This window comes from Undibacterium sp. Ji42W, from assembly GCF_049340405.1.
Taxonomy (GTDB): Bacteria; Pseudomonadota; Gammaproteobacteria; order Burkholderiales; family Burkholderiaceae_D; genus Undibacterium.
In genome coordinates this window covers 114,025-134,912 of record NZ_JBMPOV010000001.1, presented here as the reverse complement: position 1 = coordinate 134,912, position 20,888 = coordinate 114,025, and the positions used below count along the sequence as shown (strand labels likewise).

The window sequence follows — 20,888 nt, the reverse complement described above, 5'->3', positions numbered from 1 at the left end:
TGACAGATTTGGTCAAAATGCGTTTATCAGTTGCTTGCTCCTGATGCAGGATCAGGCGGTAATGCGTTCCCTGGTCTTGCAGCCATCGATCAGGAAGGACAAGCTGATCACCAGAACCAGTTCACCTTCGGCAGAGCGGGCAGTGCCCGTAATGCCTGGTGTGCTGATACAGGTCAGCGGTTTAATGACCAGATCGGCAGTACCATCAACCGCATCGACAGACAAGATGTAAGGACTGGGAGCGGCAATGACGATACCAACTCTTTCTGATGCTGGTGTGTAGCCCAATATCTTGCCCAAAGACTTTACTGGCAAAGGCCGGCCAAGATCACGCAAAACAGGCTGACCACCAACACTTTCAAAGGTTTCTGGTAATTCAACCACACGCTGTACGGTTGCCATAGGCAATGCCAGTGAAGCACCATCGGTGCGGACCAGCATGGTCGGTACGATAGACAACTCAATTGGTAAACGGATCAGGAAGGTCGTGCCTGTTCCCAATTGAGAGGCAATGCGTATCGCGCCACGATGGCGTTCCACCGCAGTTTTTACCACATCCATGCCTACACCGCGACCAGATACACTGGAGGCGACTTCTTTGGTCGAGAAGCCTGGCAAAAACACCAGTTGGAAAGCTTCATCATCAGTGCGGGCATCATGCGCATTGATCAAGCCCTTGGAGACAGCTTTATCACGTAGTCTTTGTGCATCCATGCCTTTGCCATCGTCCGTCACTTCTATCATGACGCTGCTGGCTTCCTGCCAGGCTTTCAATGAAATCGTGGCGCGCGGTGACTTGTTGGCATTGATACGCTCTTCAGCTGTTTCTATGCCGTGATCAAGCGCATTGCGCAACATGTGAACCAGCGGATCATACAAGCTATCGACAACCACGCGATCAACTTCAGTCTCTGCACCTGCAATATTCAAATCTACTTCTTTGCCAAGGTCGCGTGCCAGTTCTCTGATCAACCTTGGGAATTTCTGGAATAATCGTCCCACAGGTTGCATACGCGTTGCCAGAGTGGCGCGTTGCAATTCAGTCGAATAACGGGAGGCGCGTGTCAGCGTTTCAGTCAGGGCAGACATCAGTGGCGCAGCTTGCCCATCAAACTTGAATTGCGACAGTTTTTCAAGTAATACGGCAGCCTGGTTTGCTGCCTGTACGGATTCACCTGCAACTTCAAGCAAGACATTCAGCTTGACAGCGTCTATGCGTATGCTTTCTTCTTTTGCAGGGGCGTTTTGTTTGACCTCTGCACCCGACAGCGAGGATTTGACAGCTTCAGTTTCCTCTCTCTGCGCCGGTGCTGCTGCATGCACTTCCTCTTCTTCAGATTCGGCTGTTTCTGCTGCTTCAGCTTCTGGTAGGGTACCTGGCGGTGTCACGGCACGGAAATAGGCCTCCCAGTCAAGTGCGCCGTTATTCTCTTTTTTTGCGGCAAGTGGGGCAGCTTTTTCTACGGGTTTGGGTGTTTCCGCCACTTTGGCTTTGGCCGCTACCGGTTTTTTACTGACGCCTTTCATTTCTATGGCATCTGTCAGCATTTTTTCCAGCGACTTGGGCATGGTGGAGAGCTTGTCAGGCTCCGTACCATTATTAAGCGCAGTGAGCTGATCTGCGACAAAGCCACTGGCCTCAAGCGCAGCTTCTATCGCTTCAGGCGTGACGGGAACTTGTCCCGTGCGTAGGGCATCGAAGAGGTTTTCGGTTAAATGGCAGGCCGACACCATGGCACTCAAATTCATGAAGCCAGCGCCACCTTTGATGGTATGGAAGGACCTGAATACCGCATTGAGCGTATTCATGTCGCCAGGATTGCGCTCGAGCGAAAGCAGGTGTTCTTCTACATTGGTCGCCAGATCGAGCGCTTCGACGACAAATTCTTTGAGCATGTCATCCATTAGAAGCCCAGACTATCAAGTAGGTTATCTACGTCATCCTGTTCCAATGCTGCGTTCGGGACGGAAGGGCCTTCCATCAATTCTACTGCTTTTTCTTTCAGCTCTGTCGGCGCATTATCCAGCAGGATTTGCGCCAGTTCGTGCTCAACACGTTTGTTGATAGCCACGACTTTTTTGATTAACTGGCCGGTGAGATCCTGAAAGTCTTGCGCCATCATGATATCTAGCAAACGTGCTTTTTCAGCGTCCGTGGCCGTCAGCACATTATTGGCAAACGTCTTGGAGTCCGTTGCCAGGGACTTGAATTCATCGACGCTGAGTTTGCCGTCAAACAAGTCCGTCCAGCGCGCATCCATCGATTTGGCTTTTTTGGCCAGCTCATCTTGCTCGGGCATGCCCAGGTCTGTCGCGTTCAAGACTTTGTTGGCAGCCTGTTCGGTCAGAGTTGCGACATATTCAAGCCGGCCCTGAGCATCGGCAATCTGTACCGCGACATCAGATAGCGAACGGTCATAACCCAGCTCACGCATGGAGTCATGCAGCATTCTGACGAGGCCACCCAGTCGGTCAAAAATGGGTTTGGCGGCATTTTCATCATCGCTGTGAAAGTTGAATTTGGCAGGAGCTGGCTCGAGCTGTTCAGACTCGTTGCTCGTTGGCGGGGAAGAGGGGGGCTCTACATTGGTTTCCAGGCGCTGGTTGGCCATTTCTTCAAACAATGCGTCCAGATCATCTGCTGAATCGGTCATAGTCCTTGGTTCTCCATAATCGCATTGATCATTGTGTAAAGCTTCACAAATGTCACGGTGTGTCAGCGAGAGTATGCAGAAATGCTCTGAGTATTACTGCCATTCAGATACCACGTTTCCGCATGGACTCCGGTTTTTCCCTGATTTATTTTGCTTGAATCAGGGGGTAATTTTTATCCATGAACAAGACTGCTTTTCGCTCATGTTCATAGTAGCAGGACATTACCGAAGAATAACCCAGAGTAATAAAATTTGTCATTCTTTTGTTACGCCCGATGCAGTTTTGTCACATTCTTTTACGTAAGTTCGCAAAAAATGTTCTGGCGTCTCTATTCTGAACATGCCAGCCTGCTTCATTTTCCTGGCGAGCTTGAGTAGAGCCTTGTCTTTGGTGATCAAAACTTCGGCATGGGCATCCCGGGCGATCTCCAGAAATTTCTGATCATCCTTGTCGCTGCAGACTGGCAGTCTGTAGCCAGTATCAGCTGGAGCCAGGCATTGGATATGAGCATCAAACAAAGCGGTCACTGCTTCAGCGCTTTCATGTCTGGCTGCAAGGTGAGGGTAGCTCAGTACGGCCAGCCATTCATCGCGGCAATCTGTGCGGGTCAATGCTTGCAACTGACCATTGCCTAGGTCATCAAGCAAGACTGACCATCGGGGATCTTTGAATACAAATAAATCCAGGCACACATTTGTGTCAAGAATTACGCGCTTAGGTATGATGTCGGTCATTTTTGTCTATTAAATTCAATTTATGCTCATTGTATTATCTCCAGCCAAAAGCCTGGATTTTGAAACGCCCGTAAAGACCACGACGATGACTACGCCCCATTTTCTTGCCGAGGCAGAAGAATTGATCGCCGTTGCCAGAACATATAGCGCAGATCAGTTGGGCAGTTTGATGGATATTTCCCCGGCACTGGCGCATTTGAATGTTCAGCGTTTTTCTGACTGGGCGCCGCAGCCGGCGCCACGACATAGTAAACAAGCGGTATTTGCATTCAATGGCGATGTCTATGAGGGGCTGGATGTTGCCAGTCTGACCTCGCCGCAACTGAAATACCTGCAAAATCACTTGCGCATTCTATCCGGCTTGTATGGCTTGTTGCGTCCGCTTGATGCCTTGCAGGCGTACAGACTGGAAATGGGGACTGCACTTGCCAATCAGCGCGGCAAAAATCTGTATAGCTTTTGGGGCGATAAAATAAGTTTACTGTTAAGTGATGTAATTCAGCAACACAAATCACAAACCTTGGTCAATTTGGCATCGGATGAATATTTCAAGGCAGTGAGGCCAACAGTGTTGAAGGCGACGGTCATTTCGCCGGTCTTTCAGGACTGGAAGAATGGCAAATACAAAGTCATTTCTTTTTATGCCAAACGCGCCAGGGGGCTGATGGCCAGATACAGTGCGCAGCATGGCATACGTAAGGCAAACGACTTGAAAGACTTTGCTGAAGAGGGGTATGCCTATTGCGAAGAAGACTCTACCAAGACTAGCTGGGTTTTTCGAAGGAAAATTGAAGAGTAGATGTGATTATCTAATCCCATTGGATTTTCTAATTTGATACTAATTCGTCAGGACATAAGCATGTCCTGACGAACCATCAGGTTTTACCAGAATTTCCACCAAGCATTGCGCGAACCGGCTTTACCCGTCAGGTAGTCGCTTTTCGGGAAGTTTTGCAAAAAGACGCGGTTTGCATCATCACGCAGTTCTGTCATACCCATCGCATCGTAAGAGCGTATTAAAATAAACATCGCTTCTTCAATGGACGGTGCGTCAGGATATTCTTTGATCGCAGCCTGGGCACGGTTGGCAGCAGCCAGATAGGCACCACGGCGCAGGTAATAGCGGGCCACATGCACGTCATATTGTGCGAGGGCATTTACCAGATATTTCATGCGCAAGATCGCGTCTGGCGTATACTTACTGTCCGGGAACTGGACGGCCAGTTGCTTGAACGCATCAAAAGAATCGCGGGAAGCTTTGGGGTCGCGTTCAGTGATGTCCTGGTTTGCCAGAAAATTGAATAAACCTACCTGATCATTGAAGTTGATCACACCACGCAAGTAATACATGTAATCTACATGGCTATGATTTGGGTGCAGCTTGATAAAGCGTTCAACGGCGGCCAGTGCTTGTGCCTGATCACCTTGTTTGTAATAAGCGTACGCAGTTTCCATCTGTGCTTGTTGTGCGTAAGTACCGAAAGGGAAGCGTGATTCAAGTTTTTCAAAGTACTGAATTGCCTTTTCATAACCCCCGCTGGACATTTCGTCTTTAGCTTCAGCGTATAATTTTGATGCTGACCAGGTTTTGGTCTCATCGCCTTTTTCACCAAACACCCCGCAGCCGCTTAAACTTAAGGACGCGGCAACAGCCAGAACCAGCAATTTCAAAGATTTAATGTGCATAAATTTGTGCGTGAGCATGAAAACAATTTACGGATTATAGCCGATGGCAAAAAATGTGAAACAAACTACTACAGTGATTTTGTCAGATTCCGACCTGGACACTGAATTGGAAGGGCTGAACGATACCACCGAAGTGGACGAAGATTTTGCCCTTGTAGTAGAAAATATAGAATTAAAGCTCACTTCCGATGCTTGTGGTGAGCGTTTGGACAAGACTTTGTCCAAACTGGTTCCGCAATATTCAAGAAGCCGCATCCAGCAGTGGATAGAAGGCGGTTTCGTCAGTGTTGATGGCAAGCCTGGTCGTGGCAAGATGACCATGCTAGGTGATGAAAAAATCATCATCGAGCCACAAGCTGCGCCCGATGAAGGTGCTTATGCGCCGGAAGACATACCTTTGAACGTAGTGTATGAAGACGACGACATCCTGGTCATCAACAAACCGGCTGATATGGTAGTGCACCCGGCAGCGGGTAACTGGTCAGGCACTTTGCTCAATGGTTTGCTGTATCGCTGGCCTGCTTTGCTGGGTGTACCACGCGCTGGTATCGTCCATAGGCTCGATAAAGATACTTCCGGCCTGATGGTGGTTGCCAAAACTCTCATTGCCCATACTGAATTGGTGCGTCAGTTGCAGGACAGGACAGTCAAGCGTGAATATAATGCGCTGGTATGGGGTACGCCTAATTTGTCAGGCACAGTCGATGCACCTATGGCCAGACATCCGCGTGACCGCATCAAGATGGCGGTTTCTCAAAGCATGCTTGCCAAACCTGCTGTTACGCATTTCCAGCGTGTGGGCGCTGGCATGCTGGAAAAATTCCCTGTCAGTCTGGTTGCCTGCCAGTTGGAGACTGGCCGCACCCATCAAATACGCGTACACATGTTGTCACTAGGCTTCCCTCTGGTAGGCGATCCTTTATATGGTAAGCAGCATCTGGCGCGTTTCTTTCATCGCCAGGCGCTGCAAGCGCGCAAGCTGGGTTTGACGCACCCAACCACAGGTGAGCACGTCGAATGGGAAATCCCCTTGGCTGATGATTTTTCAGCATTGCTGCTGCAGGCTGGTATACAGACAGTATGAATCCAGGCGGCAAGGACTTGACTGCTCTTGCTCCTTTCCCGGTAGTGCTGCCCAACTGGCAGCACGATCCCGCAAACGTGCGGGCGTTCGCTAATACCCGTCACGGCGGGGTCAGCCTTGGCCCCTATGGAGATGCAACTGGCCGCAATGGCCTTAATCTCGGTGGCCATGTCAATGACGATCCGCTTGCTGTAAAACAGAATCGGGATAAATTAAATCTGCAATTGCCTTCGGATGTCATATTCTTATCACAAGTGCATGGCAATATCATATTGAATGCCGCTGACCTTATTATTGGCAACGCCAATACTGGTGATGCTGTCCTCAGTACGCAAGCCGGGCAAGTTTGTGCCGTGCTGACTGCTGATTGTTTGCCGGTTTTATTTACCGATGTGGCTGGTAAAGTTGTTGCTGCAGCCCATGCTGGCTGGCGTGGGCTGGCTGGTGGGGTGTTGCAAAATACCGTGTTAGCGATGAGGGACAAGGGCGCGCAAGAAATTATTGCCTGGCTTGGTCCGGCTATCGGGCCGCAAGAGTTTGAAGTAGGGCGTGATGTACTGGATGCTTTTGCTGCAAAGATTCCTGATGCGCAGGCTTATTTCAAAGTACGAGCCAGCCAGGATGGTGCAGAAAAATATCTGGCTGATCTTTACGGGCTGGCAAGAAAATTGCTAAATGACATCGGTCTTGACCAGGTTTTTGGCGGAGACCATTGTACGGTGACCGAAGTGGCGGAGTTTTATTCATACCGCCGTGATGGTGTCAGCGGAAGAATGGCTAGCCTGATCTGGATAGCACCGGATTGATTTGTTTGATTTAATCCGCTGTCGTTTCGGCTGCTTGAAGTTTTGGATGTGCTTCATGTGCTTGAGGGTTGTCTGAAACTGTTGGAGTTGCAGATTGTTTTTGCAGTGCAGCTTGTTTTTCCAGTCGTTCACGCTTGCGCTGTGGTGTACGCATCAGGTATAAAACTATTGTTAAAGGAAAAACGCAATACAGGAGGAAAGTGATGATGCCTGCGATGACGGAGTGTTCTGTGATCGACATCATCAGTACGACGTAAATCCAGGCGATTGCAACGATATGCATAAGAACCTATTACTTATTATTGTGAATGCTTGATGCTCGCATCCATGGTGAGAATTGAATAGTGAGAACGGTATTGCAGCTTATTTAATCAGGAAAAGAAAGCTTAAAATTATTTCGAAACGATACGCGAAAATCAGGAGGCACGCATGAAGACTTTCGATCCTCAAGCTATGTACTCCGAGTGGATGTCACAGCTAGTGAATCAAGACAAATGGCAGGAGTGGATGAAGCCTGCCGCAACAATGAACCCCATGCCAGCAGCAGACATGCTGAAGGACTTGGGGGCGCAGATAGATCCTGCCACCATGACGCGCTTGCAAACGGAGTATATGCAAGAGTTTGGTAAGCTATGGCAAGACTTTGCTGTATCCAAAATCCCTGATCTGAAAGACAGGCGTTTTTCAGCCCCAGACTGGCACAACCATGCCATGCACTCTTATAGTGCGGCATCCTATTTGTTGAATGCACGTTTTTTGATGGTCATGGCAGAGTCTGTGCAGGCCCCAATCAAGACAAAACAGAAAATCGGTTTTGCAGTGCAGCAAATGATAGATGCGATGTCGCCGGCCAATTTTCTGGTCACCAATCCCGAAGCGCAAAGCAAGCTGATCGAGAGCAAAGGCGAGAGCCTGGCCAAGGGCATTACTCAAATGCTGGCCGATATGCAAAAAGGCCGCATTTCCCAGACAGATGAATCCGCCTTCGAAGTCGGCAAGAATGTCGCAACATCAGCCGGTACCGTGGTGTATGAAAACCATCTGTTCCAGCTTATTCAGTATAAGCCTACCACCAAGACCGTGCATCAGCGCCCCTTGTTGATGGTGCCGCCTTGCATCAATAAATTTTATATCCTTGATTTGCAGCCTGAGAATTCGGTCGTGCGTTATGCCGTTGATCAGGGGCATACGGTGTTCCTGGTATCCTGGGCAAATCCAGATGAAAGCATGGCCGAAGTTAGCTGGAATGACTATATCGAAGACGGTGCCATACAAGCCATCAAGGTGGCACAAAAGATCAGCAAGCAAGACAAGATCAATGCATTTGGCTTTTGCGTAGGTGGCACCATCGTCTCTACTGCCTTGTCAGTGCTTGCAGCACGCGGTGAACATCCGGCCAGCAGCCTGACTTTGCTGACTACCTTGCTGGACTTTACCCAGACTGGTGTGCTTGATGTGTTTGTCGATGAAATGCAAGTCAAGATGCGCGAGCAAACCATAGGGCGTCGCGGCATCTTGCCGGGCAAAGATCTGGCCAGCACTTTCTCCAGTCTGAGGGCAAATGATCTGGTCTGGAATTATGTGCAGTCAAATTACCTTAAGGGTGAGGCGCCGCCACCATTTGATCTTTTGTACTGGAATGCCGATAGCACTAATTTGCCTGGCCCGATGTTTTGCTGGTACCTGCGTAATACTTATCTGGAAAACAAACTCAAACAGCCCGGCGCATTGACGGTTGCAGGCAGCAAGGTCGATCTGGGCAAAATTGACGCGCCATGTTTTGTCTATGGCTCGCGGGAGGATCACATTGTCCCATGGCAGGCAGCTTTTGCTTCTACTGCTTTGCTTAATCCCCGTCATAAAAACCGCAACCGTTTTGTGCTGGGGGCATCGGGTCATATCGCTGGCGTAGTTAACCCTCCAGCCAAGAAGAAAAGAAGTTATTGGACGAACGAGCAAACTGGCCTGGATGCAGAAAGCTGGTTTGCTGGTGCCACAGAACACCCGGGTAGCTGGTGGCCAGAGTGGTCAACCTTTTTGAGCGGGCATGGCGGCAAGATGGTGAAAGTGCCGGCCACACCTGGAAATACAGAATTTCCTGCAATTGAAGCCGCGCCAGGGCGTTATGTAAAGGTAAGGGCAGATTGAGGGTTTGTTGTTAAGTAATTAAAATTCAATGAGGAGAACAAATATGTCAAAACGTGTTGCTTATGTTACTGGTGGTATGGGTGGTATTGGAACGCCAATCTGCCGCCGTTTGTGCAGGGACGGTTATATTGTTGTTGCAGGTTGTGGCCCAAATTCTGCTCGTAAGGATAAATGGCTTGCCGATATGCGCGCAGAAGGCCTGGATATCCATGCTTCTGAAGGTAATGTTTCAGACTGGGAATCAACCAGGGCAGCTTTTGAAAAAGTCAGGGCAGAAATTGGTGAAGTCGATGTGCTGGTGAATAATGCCGGTATCACCCGTGATGGCCAGTTCCGCAAAATGAGCAAGGCTGATTGGGATGCTGTTATGGATACCAATTTGAATTCCCTGTTCAATGTCACCAAGCAGGTTATTGATGGCATGGTAGATCGTGGCTGGGGCCGTATCATTAACATTTCTTCAGTCAATGGTCAAAAAGGCCAGTTTGGCCAGACTAACTATTCCACTGCCAAAGCAGGTATTCATGGTTTTTCCATGGCTCTGGCACAGGAAGTGGCGACCAAGGGTGTGACTGTAAATACGGTTTCCCCAGGCTATGTTGGTACTGACATGGTCAAAGCCATACGTCCTGACGTGCTGGAAAAGATTGTTGCAGGCATTCCCGTCAAACGTCTGGCTGAGCCTGAAGAGATTGCCTCTATTGTTGCCTGGATTGCATCTGATGAAGGTGGTTATGCTACTGGTTCAGATTTTTCCATCAATGGTGGTTTGCACATGGGTTAAGCGCCGCAATAACTCAGGAATGGCCAGAAATTAGAATAAATTTTTTAAATTGGCTTTTTAGCCTCCCTGATTGCTGTCTTTCTTCTGCAGTGCGGTAAAATATGCCCATCAGAGTCGCAAGATTTCGATGGGCATATCTTTTGCAGGCTGCAAAATACAAGATATAAAAAAGGGGACAAACATGGCTAGCTGTTTTGGCTGATCCAAGACAGGAAATCATGTTTGCGTGAATAGTCTGTGCTACTTTGAAGAGTGATCCTCATCAAGTGGCAGGATATCGAAGTGTTTAACTGAGATCTCAATGAATAGCGCAAAAAAATCAACACAGCATCTGATCAAGAAATATCCTAACCGTCGTCTGTACGACACGCAGACCAGTAGCTATATTACATTGGTGGACGTCAAACAGTTCGTGCTGGAAAACGATGATTTCGCCGTAGTCGATGCAAAAACAGGCGAAGATTTGACACGTAGCATACTGTTGCAAATCATTCTTGAGGAGGAGGCAGGTGGTTCGCCCATGTTCTCTAGTGTCGTTTTGTCACAAATCATTCGTTACTATGGGCATGCCATGCAAGGCATGATGGGCAATTACCTGGAAAAAAACGTTCAGGCATTTATCGATATCCAGAACAAACTGGCTGAGAATTCCAAAGGCATCTATGAAGGCAAGCCCTTCAGCCCAGAAATGTGGACGCAGTTCATGAACGTGCAGGGCCCCATGATGCAGGGCATGATGGGTAACTACATAGAACAGAGCAAGAATTTGTTTGTGCAAATGCAAGAGCAAATGCAAAGCCAGGCAAAAAACATGTTTAATGTCTTCCCGTTCAATCCGGAAGATGTGAATAAAAAATAAATAAAAAATACGTAAATTACTGCTTGAACAGACTCGTATTCTGCCTTAAGCCCCTGATTCTTCAGGAAATTATCGCAGATGCGGCAAGTTGGGCTAGCAAAAAGGGTACAATAGCGGATTCGCTTTTGTACCCTTTTTGCTCTTATTTGCTATTAATTACCCCTTATGTCTATTTCAGAAATTCGCCGTCAAGAAATGCCTGCTACCCACAAGGTGGGATTTGTGTCCCTGGGTTGCCCAAAGGCGCTTGTCGATTCCGAACAAATCCTGACACAATTACGTGCCGAAGGTTACGACACTGCCAAATCCTATGATGGTGCAGACCTGGTCATCGTCAACACCTGCGGCTTCATTGATGCCGCTGTGCAGGAATCGCTGGATGCGATAGGTGAGGCGCTGGCTGAAAACGGCAGGGTCATCGTGACTGGTTGCCTGGGTGCTAAAAAAGGTGCTGATGGCAAGGACATGATACAGTCCATTCACCCCAAAGTACTTGAAGTGACTGGCCCGCATGCGGTCAGTGAAGTCATGGCTGCGGTGCACAAGCATTTGCCCAAGCCACATGAGCCCTTCATGGATCTGGTGCCACCACAAGGCGTGAAGCTGACACCCAAGCATTTTGCCTACCTCAAAATCTCCGAAGGCTGTAACCATCGTTGCAGCTTCTGCATTATCCCATCCATGCGTGGCGACTTGGTATCGCGCCCGATTGCTGATGTCATGATGGAAGCAGAAAACCTGTTCAAGGCCGGCGTCAAGGAATTGCTGGTGATTTCCCAGGACACCAGTGCCTATGGTGTGGATATCAAATTCCGCATGGGCTTCTGGAATGGCAAACCAGTCAAAACCCATATGACGCAATTGGTAGAAGCCTTGGGTGAGTTGGCCAAGCAGCATGATGCCTGGGTACGCCTGCATTATGTTTACCCATATCCGCATGTAGATCAGATTATTCCTTTCATGAACAATGGACACGTATTGCCTTACCTGGACGTGCCCTTGCAACATGCTCACCCTGATGTGTTGAAACGCATGAAGCGTCCAGCCAGTGGTGAGAAAAATATAGAGCGCATCAAGGCTTGGCGTGCAATGTGTCCTGAGATCACGATACGTTCTACCTTTATCGCCGGTTTTCCTGGTGAGACGGAAGAAGAATTTGAATACCTGCTCGACTTTCTCAAGGAGGCGGAGATTGACCGTCTGGGCTGTTTTGCCTATTCGCCAGTTGAAGGTGCAACCGCCAATGAAATAGACAATCAACTGCCAGATGAAGTGCGTGAAGACCGTCGCCGTCGCGTCATGGAATTGCAGGAAGGTATATCCAAAAAACGTCTGCAGGCCAAGATAGGTAAAACCGTGCGCGTGTTAATTGATTCCCTAGACCGCAGTGGCGGGGTAGGCCGTAGTTCTGCTGATGCGCCTGAGATTGATGGCGTCGTCTACGTCAAGCCTCCTTTTGAGCCGCACCGCAAACTCAAGGTTGGTGAATTCGTTGAGGTGAAAATCACTGCGGCAGATGCCCATGATCTGTGGGGCGAAGCAGTCTGATGAAATTTTTACGTTTTGTTGTACTGCCACTGAGCTTGCTGTCAGGGTTTGCTGTTCAGGCTCATGCTGAGGATAAAACTGAACCAACTCCTACAGTCAAGCCAGGTTTTGCGCCCATGTCCAATCCCTTCTTTGCCGGTGCAATTGAATTACGCGGCGTAATGGGCAATGACAAAATCCGTATGCACCTACAGCCCAAAACTGAAGACCGCGACAGTGTCGAAGGTTCTTATGTGGTAGCGGGTGGCAAACGCAATCAGGGTAAGAAGATTTTACTGGCTGGTGAAGTCAGTAAAAACAAACTCAGTATGGAAGAATCAGAGGACGGCGTAGATGTCTCTGGGCAGTGGGATGGCGAGCTCAAGGACAATGTCATACGCGGTGTATGGCAATCTGATGATGGTAAAGTCAGCAAAGATTTTGTACTGGAATTGTGGTTAGCTCCAAAAACAAAAAAAATCAAATCACCCTCATCTAAATAAGGCATCTGCGTAGTAGTTTACTCATGCGCTGTCGTTGAATAATTGCAGACTTATGGTCGGTCTGCAAATTACGCTCAATTCCCCCTGAGTATATTATTCGTAAGTCATTCCACTTCAAATTCTTGCTTTGTTTGTCTTATCATTTGCACTTTAGTTAATTTCAAATGTTAGAATCCGGGCTTTATTTTTCCTGATTAAAAATGTTTACGGTAAAAAAATTCAGCGCACTGGCTTTGTTGTTGGTTTCGGTTTCACAGTTTGCAGTTGCTGATAGCGCGCCAAATCCTGCATCTTTTGCTACTTTTCGTAAGCAGTTCAAGACGCAGGTGAGCTATGAGGCCGACGATCGTAGCCCGGTTGGCACTTCATCAGACAATGTATTTCAATCGGTACGCTATCAGTCTGCGGTTGGGCCGATGGCTGCTATGCTGACTTCTGATCCCAACGACGGGAAAAAGCATCCGGCTATTATCTGGATTACTGGTGGTGATAGTAATTCAATTGATGGCACAACTTTATCCCAGCCTAAGCCCAGATCAAATGATCAATCTGCGGCTGCTTATCGCAAGGCCGGCATCGTGATGATGTTTCCCACCCTGCGTGGTGGAAATGATAATCCAGGCAAGCATGAAGCGCACTTTGGTGAGATCGATGATGTGCTGGCGGCGGCAGATTATCTGGCTCAGCAGCCCTGGGTTGATCCAGCCCGGATTTATCTTGGTGGTCATAGTACTGGCGGCACTCTGGTATTGATGACGGCAGAAGCAAGCAAGCGCTTCAGGGCAGTATTTTCATTTGGTCCAGTAGCTAATTTGCGTGACTATGGAAAGATGATACCTGTCAATTTCAACAAAATCAGCTTTGCGGAACAAGTATCCCGTGCACCGTATTATTGGCTGCCATCTGTCCAGAGCCCTTTATTTATTATTGAAGGAGTAGATGGTAATATCAATTCCCTGGAATTGATGCGTAGTAAATCCAGTAATCCTTATATCAAGTTCCTGTCCGTCAAAGGGGCAAGCCATTTCACTATTTTAGCTCCCGGTAACGAACTTATTGCCAGGAAAATTTTGCTGGATGATGGGGCGGTCAGTAATCTTAAGTTTACAGAAAGTGAAATGATTAACGAGCTCTCAAAAAAATAGCAAATCCGGTCGTTGTGACCTGCTATATCACGAGAAACCAGAACAAAGATATTTTTTAAAAAGGCGCGTGAAGCGCCTTTTTCAATTGTCACGACCATGTAACTCGAATGCGGATATCACTTCTGCGCTAACATGTATCTCATGTAACGAGCACAATTTAAGTGCTTGCGAATCAGGAGTCAACATGTCAGAAAACAGTCAACCAGAGCCAGGATTTAATACCAGCATCATCCACAGTGAATATATTGCACCAGATGGCTTTGCTGCCTTTCCTGTTGGGATATATCATGCTTCCACAGTGTTGTTCAATAATGTTGCCTCGATGCGTGAGCGTAGCTGGCAGGATAAATCGACTTACACTTATGGTCTTCACGGTACACCCACCAGCTTTACCCTGGAAGCCAGGCTGGCAGAAATAGAGAAGGGTGAGTACTGTCTGTTGGCACCTAGCGGCCTGGCAGCAATTACGCTGGTGAACATGGCTTTCCTGCAGAGTGGCGATCATGTCTTGATACCCGACAATGTATATAGCCCTAACCGCGACCTGGCTGACTGGCTATCGCGCGGCTTTGGTATTAGCGTGCAATATTACGATCCACTGATAGGGGAAGGTATTGCGGCATTGATAGTAGAGAATACCCGCCTGATCTGGGTTGAGGCACCGGGCTCGGTTTCCATGGAAGTGCCAGATGTGCCAGCAATATGCGCTGCTGCCCATGCGCGTGGCGTTTTGGTGGCTTTGGATAATACCTGGTCGGCGGGTATTGCATTTGCAGCCTTTGAGCATGGCGTTGATATCATCATGCAGGCGTTGACTAAATATCAGAGCGGTGGATCGGATGTCTTGATGGGAGCGGTCATTACCCGCGACAAGGCTCTCAATGCCCGCCTGCAAATGGCGCACATGCGTCTGGGTTTTGGTGTGGGCATGGATGATGTCTATCTGGTCTTGCGCAATTTGCCGACGCTGCAATTGCGTTTTAATGCGCATGATCAAAGCGCCCGCAAAGTTGCCGCATGGCTGAGCAGCAGGCCAGAAATCAGCAAAGTACTGCATCCAGCGTTGCCAGACTGTCGAGGGCATGATATCTGGCAGCGTGATTTTACTGGTGCTGGCGGTTTGTTTTCCGTCTTGTTTGATGCAAAATACACAGAAAAACAAACTGACCGTTTTGTCGATAGCCTCAAATTATTCAAGATAGGTTTCAGTTGGGGTGGGGCGCATAGCTTGTGCATACCTTATCGCATGCAATATATGCGCACAAACTGGACTGAGCCCGGAATATTGGTGCGTTTCAATATCGGCCTGGAAGACACGCAAGACCTGATTGCCGATATAGAGCACGCCTTGGCAACATTGATTTAAACAAAAAGGCGAAAGGCCGCGACGAAAAGAAAAAGAGTGAATTTCCGAAAAAATTCACTCTTTTTCAATGCATCCCCGCAAGCGGGGATGGGTTTGCTTATAACTTATGCTGCCAGCAATTGACGCAATACAAATGGCAAGATACCGCCATGTTTGTAGTAATCAACTTCGATAGGAGTATCGATACGTAACAATACTTTGACTTCTTTTTTCTCGCCGTTGGCACGGTGGATCACCAGAGTCACTTCTTGCTGTGGTTTGATTTCATCTTCTATGCCTTTGAGGTCAAAAGATTCATTACCTTTGATGCTCAGAGTATCAACACTGTCAGTGCCGATGAATTGCAGTGGCAATACGCCCATGCCAACCAGGTTGGAGCGGTGGATACGTTCAAAAGAACGTGCAATCACCGCCTTGACGCCCAGCAATTGCGTACCTTTTGCCGCCCAGTCGCGGGAGGAGCCTGTGCCGTATTCTTCGCCGCCGAAAATCATGGTCGGTACGCCGTCAGCAACATATTTCATCGCTGCGTCATAGATCGCCATAGGTTCGCCGGTCGGCTGGAACAGGGTTTCGCCGCCTTCAACGCGAGAGCCATCTTCCTTGGCTGGAATCATGAGGTTTTTGATTCGTACGTTGGCAAACGTGCCGCGCATCATGATTTCATGGTTACCACGACGTGAGCCGTAGGAATTGAAGTCGGCTTTCAAAACGCCGTTTTCTTTCAGCCATTTACCTGCAGGGCTGGATTCTTTGATGGAGCCAGCTGGTGAGATATGGTCAGTCGTAATGGAGTCGCCGAACACACCCAGTGCGCGCGCGCCAGTGATGCCAGTCGCAGCTGCTTTTGGCTCCATCGTGAAGTCAGCAAAGAACGGTGGCTCAGCAATGTAGGTGGAAGTAGGCCAGTTGTAAACATCGCCTTCTGCCACGCCTTTGATGTTTTCCCACAGTTTGCCTGGAGCACCTTTAACGTCTGCGTAGTTTTCCTTGAAGGTTTTGGAATTCATCGCGAACTTCATCAGCTTGTTGATTTCTGCGCTGGTAGGCCAGATATCGCCCAGGAAAATGTCCTTGCCTTTAACGCGGCCAACTGGCTCTGTCATCAAGTCACGGGTCATGTTGCCAGCAATGGCGTAAGCAACCACCAACGGAGGGGAGGCCAGGAAGTTGGAGCGAATGTTCGGGTGGATCCGCGCTTCAAAGTTGCGGTTGCCAGACAAGATGGCAGATGCCACGATATCGTTGGCAACAATGGCTTCATTCATCGCTGGTGTCAGGTCACCTGCATTGCCAATACAGGTCGTGCAGCCATAGGCTGTGACGCCGAAACCGAGTTTTTCCAGATAAGGCAGCAAGCCTGCTGCTTCCAGGTATTTGGTCACAACGCGTGAGCCAGGGGCCAGCGAAGTTTTGATGTGAGGCGCTACTTTCAGGCCAGCTTCAACCGCTTTCTTGGCCAGCAGACCAGCCGCCAGCAAGACACTAGGATTGGATGTATTGGTGCAGGAAGTAATGGCAGCGATCAGGACGTCACCGTTTTTGACGTTCACACCATCAGTATTGGTGTATACCGCGTTGAGGTCTTCAGCCTTCTTGTTGAAACCATTTTCTGCTGTTGGTTTGGAGAGCAGGTCTGCAAAGGTCGATTTGACGTTGCCGATTTCGATGCGGTCTTGCGGGCGCTTAGGGCCAGCCAGGGACGGCGCAACTGTAGACAGATCCAAAGAAATTTCTGTGGTGTAGTCAATCTCGCCAGCTTCAGGAATGCCAAACATTTTCTGGGCTTTGAAATAGCCTTCGAATGCGTCGATTTCTGCTTTGGTGCGACCTGTGCCTTTGAAGTAATCGATAGTCGCTTCATCAACAGGGAAGAAACCCATTGTTGCGCCGTATTCTGGCGCCATGTTGGCGATAGTCGCGCGGTCTGTCAGGGACAGGGAGCGTGTGCCTTCACCAAAGAACTCAACAAATTTGCCAACGACCTTGGCTTTACGCAGCAATTCAGTGATGGTCAGCACCAGATCAGTTGCTGTACAGCCTTCACGCAATGCGCCAGTCAGGTTAACACCGACTACGTCTGGCGTCAGGAAGTAAACTGGCTGGCCCAGCATCCCGGCTTCAGCTTCGATACCGCCCACACCCCAACCGACTACGCCGATACCATTGATCATGGTGGTATGGGAATCAGTACCTACCAGTGTATCAGGGTAGTAGATTTCATTTTTCTTGGCATCTTTGGCTTTGTGTACGCCGCGTGCCAGGTATTCCAGGTTAACCTGGTGGACGATACCAAAGCCTGGAGGAACTACGCCAAAGGTATCAAATGCCTGCATACCCCATTTCATAAACTGGTAACGCTCGTTATTGCGTTGGAATTCCAGTTTCATGTTCAGGTCCAGCGCTTTCTTTTCACGGAAATGATCGATTTGTACAGAATGATCAACTACCAGATCAACTGGAACCAGCGGTTCAATATTTTTTGGATTTTTGCCTTGTTTGGCTGCAACGTTACGCATCGCAGCCAAGTCAGCCAATAAAGGAACGCCAGTAAAATCTTGCAGTACCACGCGGGATACGACGAAAGGGATTTCGTCAGTACGGGCAGCAGTCGCACTCCAGTTAGCAAGTTGCTTGACGTGTTCGTCAGTAACTTTTTTACCGTCACAGTTACGCAGCACCGATTCCAAAACAATACGAATGGAGACTGGCAGGCGTGAAATATTTACGCCGAGATTTTTTTCCAATGCTGGCAGGGAAAAAAACTTGCCTTTCTTGGTATCCGAAATTTTAAAATCTTTCAGGGTTTTGAATGCATCTTTGTACGCATTTTGGCTCATGGCTCTTCCTCTTATTTACAAAAATCAACGATCAAAAAATAATTACATCAAATTACTGCAATACCCGCTCACCGCCATCCGGCCAGACAGAGCAAATATTGCGTGTGAAGGAACTCGAACTCATTTGACCGGCGCTGCACCGGTATCGCTGCTATTCACTTCTGCCAGTGATGCTGCTTCTGTCTTGCATTCATTGGCTAACTGCTGGCCTTTACGGGAGTCCAGTAACAAGCCTTTGGCGGGGATGCCTATCCAGACAAATCCGGACTTGCGGTTTTCAAAACGCACAGCACCTGTTGTGGTATCGACCTTGGTCAGCCGATACAGGCGTTTTTTCCATCGCATGGCCACATGGTCTGCGTCTTCAGGGTTGGTGTACATGGTCAGTGAGTTACCGAGCTCGCATTTGTATTCGAAATTCTTGTGCAAAGCCACGTCTGGTTCCGGCTCGTCATCTTCTTTTGTTGCCTGGGCAGCAGCAGGTTTTGCTGCCTTTGCTGTGGATTTGGTTTTGCTGCGTGGTGCTTCCACAGCATTGGTATTCGCGGCAAGCATGGTGCATGCGGCAAATGCCAGGCTGATAAAAGAAAGTAATTTCATGGTGTCTCCTAAAGTAACTCTTGTGCTGCTGCCGGTAAAACGAAAGAGCCTGACTGGGCTCGTCTTAAAATTGTCCAATAATAGCGGTAACTGGCTCTGTCATGTAGCTGTCCTTGCCATTGTATAGGCCCCCAGTCCTGTTTTTTTGCCTGGCTCAGGATGGCGATGGCATCGTGGATGTGGTTTTCGTTGGGTGAAAATGCTTCGATGACAGGCTGTATCTGATCTGGATGTATGCTCCACATGCGTGTGTAGCCGCACTCGCTGGCCGCGCGATGTGCATCATTCGCCACCACGCTAGTGTCCCTGATCTCAGTGGTGACATTGTGCGAGGCCACTTTGCCATAACGATGGCAGGCTGCGGCGATTTCCAGCTTGGCACGCAAAACCAGAGGGTGAGTAAATTGCCCAGGAGAGCGCATGGCACTTGCAGGAATAGCACCAAAATGGGAGGACACAAAATCCATCAAACCAAAAGACAGGCATTCCACCTGGGGTAGAGCAGCAATTTGCTGCACTTCAGCCAGTGCGCCGTGGGTTTCTATCAAGACGTGGACCGGGATCAGGCGGCCATCATTTTTTTTCCCAAAATGATTAACGCGCTGGAGTGCGTTCTGTAATTCAGCGACATTGTTTATTTTTGGTAAAACCAGATAAGCGAGTTTGTCTGCGCATGCGGGTAGTATGATTTCCAGGTCTTGCTCAAATGCGGGGTGACGTACATCGTGCACCCGCACGCCAAGGCGCTGAAAATGATTGTCTGTACTGTTCACCAAGCTAGTGACCAGATTTGCATGATTGATCTCGTTGCCAGCGGCCGCGCCGTCTTCGCAATCGAGCGTGATATCAAAAACTCCACCTAGTTCCTGTTGTAGCGCAATCGATTTGCGCATCAATTTTTCAGATCCTGCGTAATGGTCGCAGACCGGCAATATAACCGGTAGTATTTGATCCTGAAAAAGTACTGTAGATGGGTGCATTACTTAAAATATCATCGTAAACCAAGGCAGATTCCGGCGGGTGCCAGAACCTGCCCCCTGACCTGATTAACCTACCAGGTGCTTGACGCCATCACGCTCTTCTTGCAATTCTTTGAGAGTGACATTGATACGTTCACGGGAGAACTCGTCGATTTCCAGACCTTCAACGATTTTGTATTCGCCGTTTTCTGTTGTTACAGGGAAGCCGAACATGGTGCCTTCAGGGATGTCATAAGAGCCATCGGAAGGGATGCCCATCGTAGTCCATTTGCCATTTGTGCCCAGCAACCAGTCACGTACGTGATCAATTGCTGCGTTCGCTGCAGATGCTGCAGAAGACAGGCCGCGTGCTTCAATAATCGCTGCGCCGCGTTTGCCAACGGTAGGCAGGAATACGTCCTTGTTCCAGACTTGATCATTGATCAGATCTTTGACAGATGCGCCGTCGACTGTCGCGAAGCGATAGTCAGCGTACATAGTGGGGGAGTGATTGCCCCAGACGCACAGTTTTTCAACTGCAGCAACTGGCTTGCCAACTTTGGCAGCAACTTGAGACAGGGCGCGATTGTGATCCAGGCGCAGCATTGCAGTGAAGTTTTTCGCTGGCAGGGAAGGTGCTGATTTCATCGCGATGTAAGCATTGGTATTAGCTGGGTTGCCAACAACCAGAACTTTAACATTGCGGGATGCTACTGCATCCAGTGCCTTGCCCTGTACTGTGAAAATCTGTGCATTTGCTTCCAGCAGATCTTTACGTTCCATGCCTGGACCGCGTGGACGTGCGCCAACCAGCAGGGCAACGTCGATATCTTTGAATGCTGTCATTGGATCGCTGTGAGCTGACATGCCAGCCAACAGTGGGAATGCGCAGTCATCAATTTCCATCATCACGCCTTTCAGCGCTTTCTGGGCTTTTTCGTCAGGAATTTCAAGTAATTGCAGAATCACTGGCTGGTCTTTGCCCAGCATGTCGCCATTGGCGATACGGAACAGAAGGGAATAGCCAATTTGGCCTGCGGCGCCTGTGACAGCTACGCGCATAGGGGATTTCGCCATGATGCATCTCCGAAGTGGTGTGAAAACGATGTTCAAACAATTGCAGCGACTGATATGCCGACGCTATGTAAAACACTTAATGATACCGTTGAAAGCGCTGTCAGTCAGCCAAAAT

19 protein-coding genes are annotated in these 20,888 nt (G+C 48.9%); 10 read left to right on the top strand and 9 right to left on the bottom strand.

The genetic code is table 11. The annotated features are described in order from the left end of the window. Window positions 1-51: 51 nt before the first annotated feature. The 3 genes from ACO0LG_RS00590 to ACO0LG_RS00580 form a co-directional block, all read right to left on the bottom strand. Entirely contained in the window at window positions 52-1,905 is a 1,854-nt protein-coding gene (locus tag ACO0LG_RS00590) for a chemotaxis protein CheA (RefSeq protein WP_423022319.1), read from the bottom strand. Beyond that, a complete protein-coding gene (locus ACO0LG_RS00585) occupies window positions 1,905-2,654 on the bottom strand; it encodes a protein phosphatase CheZ (RefSeq protein ID WP_423022317.1) in 750 nt (249 codons plus the stop codon). The genes ACO0LG_RS00590 and ACO0LG_RS00585 overlap by 1 nt, the downstream gene beginning before the upstream one ends. Window positions 2,655-2,909: 255 nt before the next feature. Next, the gene (locus ACO0LG_RS00580; protein ID WP_423022315.1) at window positions 2,910-3,389 is read right to left on the bottom strand and encodes a putative toxin-antitoxin system toxin component, PIN family; all 480 of its coding nucleotides are present in this window, start codon (window positions 3,387-3,389) and stop codon (window positions 2,910-2,912) included. A gap of 22 nt (window positions 3,390-3,411) precedes the next feature. Here ACO0LG_RS00580 and yaaA point away from each other — a divergent pair, with 22 nt between their 5' ends. Beyond that, entirely contained in the window at window positions 3,412-4,188 is a 777-nt protein-coding gene (gene yaaA / locus ACO0LG_RS00575; RefSeq protein ID WP_423022313.1) for a peroxide stress protein YaaA, read from the top strand. 83 nt (window positions 4,189-4,271) lie between these two features. On the opposite strand, the gene ACO0LG_RS00570 is transcribed toward yaaA, so the two are convergent. Continuing rightward, on the bottom strand, window positions 4,272-5,075 hold the full coding sequence (locus tag ACO0LG_RS00570; protein WP_423022311.1) for an outer membrane protein assembly factor BamD: 804 nt from the start codon (window positions 5,073-5,075) through the stop codon (window positions 4,272-4,274). A 43-nt stretch (window positions 5,076-5,118) separates the two neighbouring features. On the opposite strand from ACO0LG_RS00570, the gene ACO0LG_RS00565 reads away from it, so the two are divergent. Both ACO0LG_RS00565 and pgeF read left to right on the top strand, forming a co-directional pair. Continuing rightward, window positions 5,119-6,159, top strand: coding sequence for an RluA family pseudouridine synthase (locus ACO0LG_RS00565; RefSeq protein ID WP_423022309.1), 1,041 nt, complete (start codon window positions 5,119-5,121; stop codon window positions 6,157-6,159). Beyond that, complete coding sequence (gene pgeF, locus ACO0LG_RS00560; protein ID WP_423022307.1) at window positions 6,156-6,965, top strand: peptidoglycan editing factor PgeF; 810 nt, start codon at window positions 6,156-6,158, stop codon at window positions 6,963-6,965. Before ACO0LG_RS00565 ends, pgeF begins: the two co-directional genes overlap by 4 nt. 10 nt (window positions 6,966-6,975) lie before the next feature. On the opposite strand, the gene ACO0LG_RS00555 is transcribed toward pgeF, so the two are convergent. Next, window positions 6,976-7,248, bottom strand: a complete 273-nt coding sequence (locus ACO0LG_RS00555; RefSeq protein WP_423022305.1) for a hypothetical protein — start codon at window positions 7,246-7,248, stop codon at window positions 6,976-6,978. 146 nt (window positions 7,249-7,394) lie between these two features. On the opposite strand from ACO0LG_RS00555, the gene phaC reads away from it, so the two are divergent. The 7 genes from phaC (at window position 7,395) to ACO0LG_RS00520 (ending at window position 15,297) form a co-directional block, all read left to right on the top strand. Further along, entirely contained in the window at window positions 7,395-9,113 is a 1,719-nt protein-coding gene (gene phaC / locus ACO0LG_RS00550) for a class I poly(R)-hydroxyalkanoic acid synthase (protein WP_423022303.1), read from the top strand. A 43-nt stretch (window positions 9,114-9,156) separates the two neighbouring features. Further along, window positions 9,157-9,897, top strand: coding sequence for a 3-ketoacyl-ACP reductase (locus tag ACO0LG_RS00545; protein WP_422941494.1), 741 nt, complete (start codon window positions 9,157-9,159; stop codon window positions 9,895-9,897). 301 nt (window positions 9,898-10,198) lie between these two features. Then, window positions 10,199-10,756 (top strand): polyhydroxyalkanoate synthesis repressor PhaR, encoded by a 558-nt coding sequence (phaR, locus tag ACO0LG_RS00540; protein WP_422941495.1) that lies wholly within the window; start codon window positions 10,199-10,201, stop codon window positions 10,754-10,756. A gap of 165 nt (window positions 10,757-10,921) precedes the next feature. Next, window positions 10,922-12,304: a 30S ribosomal protein S12 methylthiotransferase RimO gene (rimO, locus tag ACO0LG_RS00535; protein WP_423022301.1), complete on the top strand. Its 1,383-nt coding sequence runs from the start codon at window positions 10,922-10,924 to the stop codon at window positions 12,302-12,304. Continuing rightward, window positions 12,304-12,786: a hypothetical protein gene (locus ACO0LG_RS00530; RefSeq protein ID WP_423022299.1), complete on the top strand. Its 483-nt coding sequence runs from the start codon at window positions 12,304-12,306 to the stop codon at window positions 12,784-12,786. The genes rimO and ACO0LG_RS00530 overlap by 1 nt, the downstream gene beginning before the upstream one ends. 200 nt (window positions 12,787-12,986) lie before the next feature. Further along, window positions 12,987-13,931 (top strand): alpha/beta hydrolase family protein, encoded by a 945-nt coding sequence (locus ACO0LG_RS00525; protein ID WP_423022297.1) that lies wholly within the window; start codon window positions 12,987-12,989, stop codon window positions 13,929-13,931. A gap of 184 nt (window positions 13,932-14,115) precedes the next feature. Then, window positions 14,116-15,297 (top strand): cystathionine beta-lyase, encoded by a 1,182-nt coding sequence (locus ACO0LG_RS00520; RefSeq protein WP_423022295.1) that lies wholly within the window; start codon window positions 14,116-14,118, stop codon window positions 15,295-15,297. Window positions 15,298-15,401: 104 nt separating this feature from the next. On the opposite strand, the gene acnA is transcribed toward ACO0LG_RS00520, so the two are convergent. The 4 genes from acnA to ACO0LG_RS00500 form a co-directional block, all read right to left on the bottom strand. Further along, window positions 15,402-18,137, bottom strand: coding sequence for an aconitate hydratase AcnA (acnA, locus tag ACO0LG_RS00515; RefSeq protein ID WP_423022293.1), 2,736 nt, complete (start codon window positions 18,135-18,137; stop codon window positions 15,402-15,404). A gap of 120 nt (window positions 18,138-18,257) precedes the next feature. After that, window positions 18,258-18,737: a hypothetical protein gene (locus ACO0LG_RS00510; protein WP_423022291.1), complete on the bottom strand. Its 480-nt coding sequence runs from the start codon at window positions 18,735-18,737 to the stop codon at window positions 18,258-18,260. 8 nt (window positions 18,738-18,745) lie between these two features. Next, the gene (locus tag ACO0LG_RS00505) at window positions 18,746-19,717 is read right to left on the bottom strand and encodes an HpcH/HpaI aldolase/citrate lyase family protein (RefSeq protein ID WP_423022289.1); all 972 of its coding nucleotides are present in this window, start codon (window positions 19,715-19,717) and stop codon (window positions 18,746-18,748) included. 66 nt (window positions 19,718-19,783) lie between these two features. Beyond that, a complete protein-coding gene (locus tag ACO0LG_RS00500) occupies window positions 19,784-20,773 on the bottom strand; it encodes a malate dehydrogenase (RefSeq protein WP_423022287.1) in 990 nt (329 codons plus the stop codon). Window positions 20,774-20,888: the final 115 nt, after the last annotated feature.

Coding starts and splice junctions, on each gene's coding strand:
- yaaA (WP_423022313.1), top strand. CDS start 3,412: ATGCTCATTGTATTATCTCCAGCCAAAAGCCTGGATTTTGAAACGCCC.
- phaR (WP_422941495.1), top strand. CDS start 10,199: ATGAATAGCGCAAAAAAATCAACACAGCATCTGATCAAGAAATATCCT.
- phaC (WP_423022303.1), top strand. CDS start 7,395: ATGAAGACTTTCGATCCTCAAGCTATGTACTCCGAGTGGATGTCACAG.
- rimO (WP_423022301.1), top strand. CDS start 10,922: ATGTCTATTTCAGAAATTCGCCGTCAAGAAATGCCTGCTACCCACAAG.
- ACO0LG_RS00580 (WP_423022315.1), bottom strand. CDS start 3,389: ATGACCGACATCATACCTAAGCGCGTAATTCTTGACACAAATGTGTGC.
- ACO0LG_RS00570 (WP_423022311.1), bottom strand. CDS start 5,075: ATGCACATTAAATCTTTGAAATTGCTGGTTCTGGCTGTTGCCGCGTCC.
- ACO0LG_RS00585 (WP_423022317.1), bottom strand. CDS start 2,654: ATGACCGATTCAGCAGATGATCTGGACGCATTGTTTGAAGAAATGGCC.
- ACO0LG_RS00500 (WP_423022287.1), bottom strand. CDS start 20,773: ATGGCGAAATCCCCTATGCGCGTAGCTGTCACAGGCGCCGCAGGCCAA.
- ACO0LG_RS00565 (WP_423022309.1), top strand. CDS start 5,119: ATGGCAAAAAATGTGAAACAAACTACTACAGTGATTTTGTCAGATTCC.
- ACO0LG_RS00590 (WP_423022319.1), bottom strand. CDS start 1,905: ATGGATGACATGCTCAAAGAATTTGTCGTCGAAGCGCTCGATCTGGCG.
- ACO0LG_RS00525 (WP_423022297.1), top strand. CDS start 12,987: ATGTTTACGGTAAAAAAATTCAGCGCACTGGCTTTGTTGTTGGTTTCG.
- ACO0LG_RS00520 (WP_423022295.1), top strand. CDS start 14,116: ATGTCAGAAAACAGTCAACCAGAGCCAGGATTTAATACCAGCATCATC.
- pgeF (WP_423022307.1), top strand. CDS start 6,156: ATGAATCCAGGCGGCAAGGACTTGACTGCTCTTGCTCCTTTCCCGGTA.
- ACO0LG_RS00545 (WP_422941494.1), top strand. CDS start 9,157: ATGTCAAAACGTGTTGCTTATGTTACTGGTGGTATGGGTGGTATTGGA.
- ACO0LG_RS00555 (WP_423022305.1), bottom strand. CDS start 7,248: ATGCATATCGTTGCAATCGCCTGGATTTACGTCGTACTGATGATGTCG.
- ACO0LG_RS00530 (WP_423022299.1), top strand. CDS start 12,304: ATGAAATTTTTACGTTTTGTTGTACTGCCACTGAGCTTGCTGTCAGGG.
- ACO0LG_RS00505 (WP_423022289.1), bottom strand. CDS start 19,717: ATGCACCCATCTACAGTACTTTTTCAGGATCAAATACTACCGGTTATA.
- ACO0LG_RS00510 (WP_423022291.1), bottom strand. CDS start 18,737: ATGAAATTACTTTCTTTTATCAGCCTGGCATTTGCCGCATGCACCATG.
- acnA (WP_423022293.1), bottom strand. CDS start 18,137: ATGAGCCAAAATGCGTACAAAGATGCATTCAAAACCCTGAAAGATTTT.